General features: G+C 67.5%; 10 protein-coding genes. All 10 read right to left on the minus strand.

Annotated elements, in window-relative coordinates:
• Positions 1–44: 44 nt before the first annotated feature.
• A complete protein-coding gene (locus IY716_RS03310; protein WP_218220175.1) occupies positions 45–980 on the minus strand; it encodes a DivIVA domain-containing protein in 936 nt (311 codons plus the stop codon).
• 156 nt (positions 981–1136) lie between these two features.
• A complete protein-coding gene (locus IY716_RS03315) occupies positions 1137–1424 on the minus strand; it encodes a YggT family protein (RefSeq protein WP_218220176.1) in 288 nt (95 codons plus the stop codon).
• A 20-nt stretch (positions 1425–1444) separates the two neighbouring features.
• Positions 1445–2110 (minus strand): cell division protein SepF, encoded by a 666-nt coding sequence (locus tag IY716_RS13970; RefSeq protein WP_369699574.1) that lies wholly within the window; start codon positions 2108–2110, stop codon positions 1445–1447.
• A 50-nt stretch (positions 2111–2160) separates the two neighbouring features.
• Positions 2161–2970: a YggS family pyridoxal phosphate-dependent enzyme gene (locus tag IY716_RS03325; RefSeq protein ID WP_369699575.1), complete on the minus strand. Its 810-nt coding sequence runs from the start codon at positions 2968–2970 to the stop codon at positions 2161–2163.
• A gap of 43 nt (positions 2971–3013) precedes the next feature.
• Positions 3014–3838: a polyphenol oxidase family protein gene (locus tag IY716_RS03330; RefSeq protein ID WP_218220177.1), complete on the minus strand. Its 825-nt coding sequence runs from the start codon at positions 3836–3838 to the stop codon at positions 3014–3016.
• Positions 3835–5058 (minus strand): cell division protein FtsZ, encoded by a 1224-nt coding sequence (gene ftsZ, locus IY716_RS03335; RefSeq protein ID WP_218220178.1) that lies wholly within the window; start codon positions 5056–5058, stop codon positions 3835–3837. The genes IY716_RS03330 and ftsZ overlap by 4 nt, the downstream gene beginning before the upstream one ends.
• Positions 5059–5387: 329 nt before the next feature.
• Positions 5388–6230, minus strand: coding sequence for a cell division protein FtsQ/DivIB (locus tag IY716_RS03340; RefSeq protein WP_218220179.1), 843 nt, complete (start codon positions 6228–6230; stop codon positions 5388–5390).
• Complete coding sequence (murC, locus tag IY716_RS03345) at positions 6227–7660, minus strand: UDP-N-acetylmuramate--L-alanine ligase (RefSeq protein WP_218220180.1); 1434 nt, start codon at positions 7658–7660, stop codon at positions 6227–6229. Before murC ends, IY716_RS03340 begins: the two co-directional genes overlap by 4 nt.
• Positions 7657–8778, minus strand: a complete 1122-nt coding sequence (murG, locus tag IY716_RS03350) for an undecaprenyldiphospho-muramoylpentapeptide beta-N-acetylglucosaminyltransferase (RefSeq protein ID WP_218220181.1) — start codon at positions 8776–8778, stop codon at positions 7657–7659. Before murG ends, murC begins: the two co-directional genes overlap by 4 nt.
• 54 nt (positions 8779–8832) lie before the next feature.
• The gene (locus IY716_RS03355; RefSeq protein WP_218220182.1) at positions 8833–10338 is read right to left on the minus strand and encodes an FtsW/RodA/SpoVE family cell cycle protein; all 1506 of its coding nucleotides are present in this window, start codon (positions 10336–10338) and stop codon (positions 8833–8835) included.
• Between the last annotated feature and the right edge of the window lie 6 nt (positions 10339–10344).

The raw sequence follows: 10344 nt of genomic DNA on the forward strand, positions 1-10344 counted from the left end.
CAGGCCGGGTGCCCTGCGAACGCCCCTGACTCCCAGGGAGAGGGTCAGGCGCCGGTGGCTTCCTTCTCGATGGAGCCGCGGCTGTTCAGGTCCGCGAGCTGGCCCTCGATGTAGTCCTTGAGCCGGGCGCGGTAGTCGCGTTCGAAGCTGGTGAGCTCCCCGACCTTGGACTCGAGGTCCGCCTTCTTGCGCTCCAGCGCGTTGAGCGTGCGTGTGGAGGTGAGCTCGGCCTCTTCGATCATGTTCTCGGCGCGCGTCTCAGCGTCGGTGACGATCTCATTCCGGCGACGCTCGGCCTCCGCCAGCAGCTGTGCGTGGGTGCTCTCTGCAGCACTGATCAGCTCATCGCGGCGGTTCTCGCCCTCGGCGATGTACTCGGCGCGCGTGGACTCACCTTCAGCGATGTAGGCCTCGCGGGTCTGCGTGCCCTCGGCGATGTAGGCCTCGCGGGTCTGTTCACCTTCTGCCAGGTACTCTGCTCGCTTGGACTCACCCTCAGCGATGTAGGCCGCGCGGGTCTGCTCGCCCTCGGAGACGTACTGGTCGTGCAGCTTCTGCGCCATGGCCAGCACACCGGTGGCCGAGGCCGCGTGGTCTGTCCCGGCGGACTCCTGAGGCCGCTCCTGGGCGGGACGGGTGCCCAGTTCGTACTCGGGGTACGCGGTGGCGGCCGAATCGGCCTTCAGCTCCGGCTCATCGCTGATCCGGTCGATCGAGCCGGTCATCGTGGAGCTGGTGCCGGCGTATCCGGAGAGTCCGGCGTCCTTGAGCTCATCCGGCTCAAGGTTTGCCGGGTTCTCCTCAAGCTGCTCTTCGAGGGCCGCGACCTTGGCGGTGAGATCCTCGTTCTCCTGGGTCAGTCGTCGCCATTCGACGACGACCTCATCGAGGAAGTCGTCGACCTCGTCCTTGTCGTAACCGGGACGGAACTTGGTCTCGGGGAATTCCTTGTTCAGGAGATCGTCAGGAGTCAGGGCCATGCGGTGTCACCTCATCGAGTGGCTGGGGAAGCTGTGAAGCTGGTCTTTGGGTCAACGGCCAGCATACCCACTGCGTCTGACGGCCCTCGACTTCAACCTTCAAGCCGGGCTTTCAGCAGGAGACGCCCGGCGCCGCCGTGCAGCAGGGCGGAGTGCTCAGGCGAAGCCGCGCAGCACCATCTTGGCGATCACGATGGCCAGGAACACCAGCAGGAAACCCATGTCCAGGGAGACCCCGCCCAGATTCAACGGAGGAACCTTGCGCTGAATCCACCGGATCGGCGGGTCAGTGATGGAATACACGCCGACGGCGAGCATCAGCGCAAAGCCCTTGGGTCGCCAGCTGCGGGCATACTGCTGAGTCAGGTCGAAGATGATCCGGATCACCAGCGCGAACTGGTAGATGGTCAGCAGCAGGTACAGGGGCGCAGTAAAGAGATCCACAGCTGAAAACAGTACTTGGTTCAGCTCTGGTTGAAGAACTGGGCCGAGGACGGCGTCTCTGCGGCGGCTCGCTCTTCAGCCAGCACCTCGACGTTCTTCGGGGTGAGCAGGAACACCTTGTTCGTCACACGCTCGATCGACCCACCCATGCCGAAGACGAGGCCGGCGGAGAAGTCGACGAGGCGCTTGGCCTCGGCCTCTCCCATATCGGTGACGTTCATGATCACCGGGATGCTGTCCCGGAAGGACTCTCCGATGACCTTCGCGTCGTTGTAGGAGCGCGGGTGGACAGTGGTGATTTTTCGCATCGGTGAACTTTCATCCCGGGATGAGGGAGCTCGCTTGATCGGGGTCACCGGAGCGCGGTAATCCGGATCCACCGCCAAGTTGGAGCTGTTGTACTGGCCTGCATGGTTGGTGGTCTCGGTGTGTTCGGAAGCTACACCCAGTGACACGACTTCGCTTCCGCGGCCTGCGGCGGTCGAGGTGGCGCTGGTCGAGGTGGGGGCTTCGCGCACAGAGGTCGCCGAAGCGGATCCTCCGCGGCTGATCGGGGCAGAATCCGCAGTGGAACCCTGGGTGCTCTGCGTCGTGCTCGAGGGCTCCTTGGTGAAGTGGTCCTCGCTGTAGTCGTCTCCGTCGGCCAGGCCGAGGTAGATCATGGTCTTCTTGAAGGCACCGGCCATGAGGATTCTCCTGAGGGGGAAGGTTGTGATGTCACTGCGCGATTCCGAGACTATCGCTGAAGCGGACGCTCACCGAGGACATCTCTGCCAACCCGCAGGTGTGTCGCGCCGTGGGCGACGGCGGCCTCGAGATCGCCGCTCATTCCGGCGGAGATCATGTCGGCCTCCGGTCGGCGCGTCCGCAGCGTCTCCGAGAGCCCCTGCAGCCGCGCGAAGGCCGGCGCCGGGGGCTCCTCGAGCGGAGCCACAGCCATCAGACCGCCCAGTCTGAGCCCGGGCGCCTCTTCGAGTGCGTCAGCAAGGGTGCTGATGTCCTCAGGAGCAGCGCCTCCCCTGCCGTCGGCGGGAAGCGGGTCGCGCAGGTCCACCTGGATCAGACATGTGACCTCAGCTGCCGAGCGCGCTTCAACGGTCTTGGTCAGTGCCTTGATCAGGGAAGCACGGTCCACTGAATGCAGGTGATCGGCGTAGCCCACGACCGACTTGGCCTTGTTCGACTGCAGCTGGCCGATGAAGTGCCAATGCAGGTCCTGCCCAGCCGCCGCTGGTTCCGCCGAATTCTCCGCGCTGAGCAGCGCGCGGACCTCTGCAGCCTTCGCTGCGGCCTCCTGGTCGCGGTTCTCGCCGACGTCTCGCACACCGAGGCGATAGAGCCGTGCGACATCGGCCGCCGGGAAGAATTTCGTGACGACGATCAGCGCGGGACGATCGGACCGGCCCGCCGCGTTCATGGCCTGGTCGATGCGCTCATGGACCGAGGCGAGGTTCTCCGCGAGTTCCTGGCTGCGTGGGTCCTCCCCTGTCAGGGCGAGTCGCCGTGCTGCGCTGCGTAATCTCTGGCTGGGTCCGCTGGTGTCCACGATCGGAAGCCTATCGAGAGTGCGGGGTTCACGACAGCCGGGCTCAGCGGGAGGAGGGGGTCACCGGGTCCATCCAAATCAGTCCGGCGAACCGACCCTGCCCGGGGTCGCGGCGGTGCGAGAACAGGGAGGGGTCTTCCAGTGTGCAGCCGACGAGCGGCGCCACCGTGACCCCAGCCTGGGCCAGCACCTGCTCAGCCTCTGCGCGCAGATCCAGGGCGCTGGTCCCCCAGCTGGTGGTGGCCGCGAGGGCGGGTCGATCGGCGGCGAGCTCGGCGACCATCTCGTCGGGGATCTCGTAGCAGCTCCCGCAGGCGCCGGGGCCGATCCAGGCGGTGATGGCGACGGCGCCGCGGTCCCGCATTGCGGCGACGGTGTTCTCCAGGACTCCGGCCAGAAGTCCAGGACGTCCCGCGTGGGCTGCGGCCGTCACCGGGGCAGTCTGCGGGTCGTGCCGATCGAGGTGGCCCACGAGCAGGACCGGAAGACAGTCGGCGACCATGATCGCCAGTGGAACGGATCCGTCGGAGCAGACCCAGGCATCGCCGGTGGGGGCGGTCGCGGGGTCTTCCGTCAGAGGCGTCACCGAGGGTCCATCGTTCGGTGGTGGCGGCACTGCGGCTGCGAGGTCACCGGCGTCTAGCACCTGGGCCGAGTGGACCTGGTCCAGGAAGCGAAGCGACCCTGCGGGAACGCCCATCGCCTCCTGAAGTCTGAGCCGATGCGTCTCGACGTCCTGCTGGGGCCCGACATGTCGGGCCAGGTTTCCCGCCTCCACTGAGGTGAAGGCGAGGTGCACCCCGCCACCGATGCTCTGCCGCCACCAGAAGGGTGAGGGCGTTGCTGCGGAGACGGGGGGCGGAGTCACTTCAGGAAGTCAGGCACATCGAGGTCGTCATTGCGACCACCGTTGTAGTCCGACTCCACGATGTCCGGGATGTCCTGCTGCTCATCGTTCTCGGAACGACGGCGGGCGGGATCCACCCGCTGCTGCGGAGCGGTGTCCTGAGATCCGGCGTTCTGTGCGGCGATCGGAACGGTTCCCGGCACCGGCGGTGCCGTGCGAGCGGCGGGAGCTGCGGAGCCCACGCTGCGGGCGGGCGCCTGGTTCTGCAGCGGCTGCGCGGGGCGTGAGGTGGCGTCGACCTGGTCGAAGCCTGCCGCGATCACGGTCACCCGAGCCTCATCGCCGAGTGCGTCGTCGATGACCGCACCGAAGATGATGTTCGCCTCCGGGTGGGCGACCTCCTGCACGAGTCGAGCTGCCTCATTGATCTCGAAGAGGCCCAGGTCAGAACCGCCCTGGATGGACAGCAGCACGCCGTGGGCTCCGTCGATGGAGGCCTCCAGCAGCGGTGATGCGATGGCCAGCTCCGCCGCCTTCACGGCGCGGTCCTCGCCGTTGGCCGAGCCGATGCCCATCAGGGCCGAACCGGCGCCCTGCATCACCGACTTCACGTCGGCGAAGTCGAGGTTGATCAGGCCCGGAGTGGTGATCAGATCGGTGATGCCCTGCACACCGGAGAGCAGCACCTGGTCGGCGGAGCGGAAGGCGTCGAGGACTGAGACGTTCTTGTCCGAGATGGAGAGCAGGCGGTCGTTGGGAATCACGATGAGCGTGTCGACCTCGTCGCGCAGCTGCTCGATGCCCTCTTCTGCGGAGCCCGCGCGTCGGCGGCCCTCGAAGGTGAAGGGGCGGGTGACCACGCCAATGGTGAGGGCGCCCAGGGAACGAGCGATGCGGGCCACCACGGGGGCTCCGCCGGTGCCGGTGCCGCCACCTTCGCCTGCCGTGACGAACACCATGTCAGCGCCGCGAATGACCTCTTCGATCTCCTCGGAGTGATCCTCTGCGGCCTGCCGCCCGACCTCCGGGTTGGCACCGGCGCCCAGTCCACGGGTCAGCTCACGCCCGACGTCGAGCTTCACGTCGGCGTCGCTCATGAGCAGCGCCTGGGCGTCAGTGTTGATGGCGATGAATTCAACGCCACGCAGACCGACGTCGATCATGCGATTGACGGCGTTGACGCCGCCTCCACCGATGCCGACGACCTTGATCACGGCCAGGTAGTTATTGGGTGATGCCACGTTGTGTGTCCCTTGCTCGTCTCTGGTCTCAGATGCACGAAGGCCCCCGTCGCTGCAGAAGCCGCAGCGCGACTCCTCACTGTCTTCACCCGTCGCGGACCGCCTGATCGTGCCGATGTCATTCGCGGGTACATCGGTTCGGTCATGGGCGGCAGTCCGAGACGTCGCAGCGGCTCTTCAGCGGACGGGAGCCTCCGTACCTAAGACATTGTTCTGTTGCCTGCGAACCCACAGCAACGTTCAAGCTTTACTTGAACCTTAGAGGACCTCGGATGAGGACCGGTCACGGTGGGTCCGTTCGTTCCTCTCACCCTACGCGTCGGTCACGGCTACCGCGTCACCGGCGCGCTCGGAGTGGAGATGTCGAGGACATCGGCAGAGCCGAAGTCCTCCGCCTCTGAGCTGAGGATCGCCTCGAGGACCGCCGCCTTCTCGGCTCCGCGATCGTCACTGCCCCAGACCACCGTGCGCCCGTCCGCGAGCTGAAGCTGCACGCTGTCACGTGACTCCGCAGTGGCCGAGTCCAGCTCGTCGCGGGCACCCTCGGGCAGCTGACCCAGCACCGAGACGATCGTCTTGAACACCGACTCGTTCTGCAGTGCGGCCTCGGCGGAGATCTCGGGAGTCGCATAACCCTGGGCGTCCGGGCGCTCCCAGTCCTCGAAGACTCTGATCACCTCACCCTCCTGGCTGTAGAAGTGGATCTCCTCCCCCACGTGGACCTCCGCCACGGGCGGGTGTTCGATCACCCGGACCTGAAGTCCTTCGGGAAGCTTCGCTGCGACGACGACCTCGGCGACGGCGAGCTCGTCCTGCAGCAGCATGCTCACGTCAGCCTCGCTGACCTGTGGCAGCGGAGTGCCGCGCAGCGGTTCGAGCAGCTCCTGGGCACGATCCCCGGTGAGCAGGTCGTTGTCCTCCACAGTGATGGTGCGCAGCGCCAGCAGCGGCGAGAAGTACAACATCGCCACGAGTCCCAGCAGCACCGCCAGGGTGATCAGCGCCGCGAGGGCTGCGCGGCGGCGTCGCCGTCGGCTGGTGACAGCTGCCGGTTCGGGAAAATCCAGCGGCGTCTCGTTCTGATCCTCGCCCGATGCGCCCTGGGCAGCCACAGCCTCTGTGGTCTCCCGGTCCTGGTCGAGCGCGGCGGTGCGGCGAAACCGCAGCCTCATCGCAGCGCCTGAAGGGCAGCGAGGACGTCGGCGCCGAGCGCCGTCACATCTCCTGCTCCCAGGGTCATGATCATGTCACCGGGCTCGGCCGCGCCGACCACGGTCGCCACAGCATCGGCGGCGCTGAGCACGGGGTGCCCCAGCAGCTCGGCGGTGACGCCTTCGATCGGCTCTTCCCGTGCGGGGTAGATCTCGAGCACGGCGACGGTGTCCGCCGCGGTCAGGGCCTGCCCGAACTCCTCCGCGAAGGCAGCGGTGCGGGTGAACAGATGGGGCTGGAAGATCACATGCACCCGCGCCCCGGGCTCGGTGAGTGAGGACCGGGCAGCCGCCAGCACGGCGGAGACCTCCGTGGGGTGGTGGGCGTAGTCGTCGTAGACGCGCACGCCGTCGAACTCGCCTCGCAGCTCGAAGCGCCGGGAGGTCCCCTGGAAGTGGGAGATGGCCTCTGCGCTGGCCTGAAGGCTGAGCCCGGCATGCAGACCGACGGCGATCGCGGCCAACGCGTTGAGCTGGTTGTGCAGACCGGGCACGCCCAGGCGAAGCGGCGCCGAGGCTGAGCCGGTGGAGATCGTTCCCCCGGCGGGGCTCAGCTCGGAGAGCCGAAGATCGGCCTGGGCGGCGGTCCCATAGCTGGTGATGGTCACTCCGCGCGCGGTCAGCGGTGCACGCACCGACTCCAAGAGCGTGCGTGCACCGAGATCATCGGCGCAGAGGACCAGATGACCGCCGTCGCTGATGCGCTCGGTGAAATCGACGAAGACCTGCTCCACGGCTTCAGCGGTGCCGTAGTGGTCCAGGTGATCCGGCTCCACGTTGGTGACCACACCGATCTCGGGGGCGTAGTTCAGCAGTGAACCGTCAGACTCGTCGGCCTCGGCGATGAACCACTCTCCGGATCCCAGCGCGGCGTTGACCCCCATGCCCGCCACATTGGCGCCCACGGCGAAGGTGGGCGAGAGCCCTGCCTGCTCCAGGAGCACGGTGGCCATCGAGGAGGTGGTGGTCTTCCCATGCGTCCCTGCCACGGCCACGGAGCGGCGGGACCGCATCAGTGCGGCCAGGCCCTCGGAGCGATGCAGCACCGGCAAGCCCCGGCGCAGCGCCTCGTCGTATTCGGGGTTGCCCGCGGCCGCGATGGAGGAGGCGATCACGGTGCTGATGGGTCGCCCGATCTGCCGCTCGGCCTCGGCGAGGTTCTCTGCGCTGTAGCCCACGTGGACCGCCGCCCCGGCGCGGCGGAACTCCTCGAGCACCGGCAGCTCCTTGGCGTCGGTGCCGGAGATGGGCACACCGTCGGCGGCCATGAGGCGCGCGACGGCTGAGACGCCGACTCCTGCAAGTCCGAGAAAATGGACGTGTCCAAGGCGCGCGGCGACCTCCGAGGGTTCCTTCGGCGACTCGGCGGCATGCGTGCGCGGAGACGTCACTGACCTGCCTCCGCATCGTCGAACTCGTGACCTGCGGCGCGCAGCGTGGCCCGGGCCATGCGCTCGTCGGCGTCGGTGATTCCGCGCGTCGCCGACTGCTGCTCCATGGTCTCCAGCAGGCTCCGGTCCTCGAGCAGCGGCAGGACGTTGCGGCGGATCCAGGACTTGTTGAAGTGTTCGTCCTTGACCAGCAGCGCGCCACCGGCCGCGACGAGCTCCCGGGCGTTGAGCTCCTGCTCGCCGTTGCCCACCGGCAGCGGGACGAACACGGCGGGAAGCCCGACCGCGGCCACCTCGCTGACGGTGGCTGCGCCTGAGCGGGCGATGATCAGATCGGCGGCGGCGTAGGCCAGCTGCATCGAGTCGAGGTACTCGCGCTGGTGATACCCGGGCAGCTCCAGGAGCGTCCCGAAGTCGTCGGTGATGGCCTTGTCCCGCCCGGTCAGGTGCAGCACCTGGGCGCCGGTGCCCAGCACATCGCTCAACGCATCCTGGATCGAACGATTCAGCGAGAGCGCACCCGAGGAGCCGCCCGTCACCACGAGCGTCACCTTCTCCGGGTCCAGGCCGAGACTCTGCAGCGCCTCGGTCCGGGCTGTGCGCCGGTCCAGCTGGGAGATCTCTCGGGACATGGGCATGCCGACCCACTCTGCGCCCTTGAGCGGCGTGCCTTCGTAGGCCACTCCGGTGAAGGTCGCGAACCGGTGCCCGAGCTTGTTCGCCAGGCCCGGGCGCGCATTCGCCTCATGCAGGACCACAGGGATGCCCAGCCGTCGGGCCGCCACGTACACCGGGGTGCAGACGTATCCACCGACCCCCATCACGACATCGGCCTCTTCGCTGCGCAGGATCTCGGCGGCGTCGCGGACGGCCTGGCCGAAGCGGGCGGGGAACTGCAGCATGTCCCGGGTGGGACGCCGCGGCATGGGGACCTTCTCGATGGTGCGCAGCCGGTAGCCGGCCTCGGGCACGAGCCTGGTCTCCAGGCCCGCGGCGGTGCCGATGATGCTCAGCCGGGCCTCAGGGACGAGGCGCTCGACGGCGCGCGCCACGGCCAGCAGCGGGCTGACGTGTCCGGCGGTTCCTCCGCCGGCGAGAACCACTGAAGGTGTGCTCATCTGTGTCTCATACTCCTGAAGCTCGGTGCAGCCGCTGGGGCCATGGTGCGCGAATCATACTGTTGCAGGTTTGCGGCGGGACTTCACGCCAGCGCCCTTCGCAGACGTGGACCGCTTGGACCCTTTGGCGCGCTTTCCGCCGGATGCCCGGGACCCCGCGACACGTTCCCGCGCCTCGATGCGCTGGGTCTGCGCGAAGTTCATCACCACCCCGACGGCGATGAGATTCGCCGTCAAGGCGGAGCCGCCGTAGGAAATGAACGGCAGCGGTACGCCGATCACCGGCAGCAGGCCCGTGACCATGGCGAGGTTGATGAAGGTCTGCCCGATTACCCAGGCCATGATGCCCACCGTGGTGATCTTGACCCAAGTCTCGGTGGAGCGCGACGCCACCCGGAACATTCCCAGCGCGAGGGTCGCGAAGAGCAGAAGCACCGTAAGCGCGCCGAGCAGTCCCAGCTCCTCCCCCAGGATGGTGAAGATGAAGTCGTTCTCTGCCTCAGGGATGTAGTTCCACTTCTGCCGAGACTGCCCCAGTCCGACCCCCCAGAAACCGCCCGAGGCCAACGCGTAGAGACCCTGCTGCGATTGGTAGCAGAAGTCCTGCGGCAGGCTGCAGGCATCGTTGATGCCGAGCCAGGCCTGGATGCGGACGGTGCGGTTCGGGCTCATGAGCGCGAGCAGCACCGCACCGACGGCGCCGGTGGCTCCGGCGAAGAAGAAGTAGCGCGCCTTGGTCCCGGAGACGAAGAGCATGGCCGCAAGGAAGAAGCCGAAGACCAGGGCGGTTCCCAGGTCACGTCCCCAGAGGATGAAGGCGAAGATCAGTGCCGCACCGGGCATGAGCACCGGGACGATCGTGTGTTGGAGTTCGCGCACACGAGGGCCCTTGCGGGCGAGCACGACGCCGGTCCACAGGCAGAGCGCGATCTTCGCCAGCTCGGCGGGCTGGCCGTTGAAGCCGCCGATACGGATCTGGTTCCGGTTGCCCTGAACTTCATAGCCCAGCGGAGTGAGCACGAGCGCGAGTCCGAGCACACCGACTACCATCCCGGGCCAGGCGAGCTTCTTGAGCCAGCCGCGGGGCATGAAGGCGACCACGAACATGCTGATCAGGCCGATCCCCGCCCAGGTGAGCTGACGCAGGAAGACGCCATAGGCACCATCCACGGTGCCCACAGCTTCGACCGCGGTGGCTGAGAGCACCATGACCAGACCAAAGACGGTCAGCGCCAGGGCCGAACCGAGCAGCAGCCAGAAGGTGGTGTAGGGATTGCCCTCCTCGGCGAACTGCCAGAACCGGTGGATCCGGTCTCGGCGCGAGGTGGCGCGATCGGCCGTCGGTGCCTGCCGCTCGGCGGCGCGTGAGGGCGGCGCCGCCTCAGGGTCTCGGACGGCCGGTGCCGCGGTTTTCGACGCTGCGGTCTTCGACGCTGCGGTCTTCGGTGCTGCGGTTTTCGGCGCTGTACCTTCCGATGCCGTGGTCTCGTCTTCCACCACGCGCAGCCGGGGGCGGCTGTTCTCGGGGGAGGCTGGGACGCGAGGTCTCCGCTTGTCCATGCAGTC

It is taken from the genome of Nesterenkonia sp. Act20, assembly GCF_019173455.1.
GTDB lineage: Bacteria > Actinomycetota > Actinomycetes > Actinomycetales > Micrococcaceae > Nesterenkonia.

Coding starts and splice junctions, on each gene's coding strand:
- IY716_RS03310 (WP_218220175.1), bottom strand. CDS start 980: ATGGCCCTGACTCCTGACGATCTCCTGAACAAGGAATTCCCCGAGACC.
- IY716_RS13970 (WP_369699574.1), bottom strand. CDS start 2,110: ATGGCCGGTGCCTTCAAGAAGACCATGATCTACCTCGGCCTGGCCGAC.
- IY716_RS03340 (WP_218220179.1), bottom strand. CDS start 6,230: ATGAGGCTGCGGTTTCGCCGCACCGCCGCGCTCGACCAGGACCGGGAG.
- murG (WP_218220181.1), bottom strand. CDS start 8,778: ATGAGCACACCTTCAGTGGTTCTCGCCGGCGGAGGAACCGCCGGACAC.
- IY716_RS03355 (WP_218220182.1), bottom strand. CDS start 10,338: ATGGACAAGCGGAGACCTCGCGTCCCAGCCTCCCCCGAGAACAGCCGC.